Origin of the sequence: Streptomyces sp. CBMA123, from assembly GCF_014596465.1 — a bacterium.
Taxonomy (GTDB): Bacteria; Actinomycetota; Actinomycetes; order Streptomycetales; family Streptomycetaceae; genus Kitasatospora.
The window spans coordinates 1-951 of sequence record NZ_MECK01000508.1 but is presented as its reverse complement, the minus strand read 5'-3'; the positions used below and the strand labels follow the sequence as shown (position 1 = coordinate 951).

General features: G+C 78.4%; 2 pseudogenes. Both read right to left on the bottom strand.

Annotated elements, in window-relative coordinates:
• Window positions 1–480 (bottom strand): annotated as a pseudogene (locus BG452_RS35490) (hypothetical protein); the annotation flags it as partial.
• A gap of 244 nt (window positions 481–724) precedes the next feature.
• Window positions 725–951: pseudogene (locus tag BG452_RS35485) on the bottom strand (hypothetical protein); the annotation flags it as partial.

The following is a 951-nucleotide window of genomic DNA, read 5'->3' as shown; positions in this document are numbered from 1 at the left end:
GGAGCCGGCCACGCCGGCCCCCCGGGCGGACCCCCTGCCCCCCCCCGCCGCGCTCGCGGTGCCGGGGGCGGGGCGGTACGTCTCGGCGGCGAGCCGGGCCGCGTCCTCGGCGGCTTCGGAGCGTTCGGCCTCGGCCGCGGCCGCGCGCCGGTTGGCGGCGCTCTCCTCGGCGCGGGCCCGGGTGAGGGCGAGCTGGGCGCCGTTGTAGGCCTCGACGGCCTGTTCGGCGCCGCGGCCGGCCCGGTCGAGTTCGGCCCGCGCGGTGGTGAGCGCGGCTTCCAGGGCGGCGGCCGAGGTGGCCTTGCCGTCGGCCTCGGCGCGGGAGCGGTCGATCTCCTCGGCGGAGGGGTACGGGTCCTGGCCGGCCGGGGGGCCGGCAACGGGCGGTTCGCCGGGGGCCGGGGCGGCCTGGGCGGCGGGGATCAGCCCGAGCAGGGCGGTGAGGGACAACAGGAGGGTCGGCAGGATCCTGCGCGCCACGAGACATCCCTTCTCACGGGGGCGGAGGGGACGGCGGCGGAGGCCGGGCGGCGCGCGGCCTCCAGGGCTGCGGTCGAGGCGGCGGGGATCCGACGAATCATCCCATCACATGACAGAACGGTCACTCGCCGATCATGTTCTCAACTCCGAGGGTTTTCACACCGCGAACGCGCTCCGCCGGCCGGGTGACCATCCGATGATCCGATCAGGAGTCAACTCCGGTCAGGAGCACCGGGCACACGAACTACCGGTGGATCCGGCGGGTCCGCGTCCGCAGGTGGGGGTGTCGCCCCGGTCGGCGCTCCAGCCCGGTCGGGCCGACCGCGTACGTCCGGCTGCGCCCGGCGCGGACCGTACGGCGGCGCCGCTGCGTCCCGGCCGCGCGGCCCGGGACACTGCCGGCGGCCTCCTCGGCGGGCTGGGCGACGGGGCTGGCGACCAGCTTGCGCCCGCGCCCGGCGGGGGCGTCGG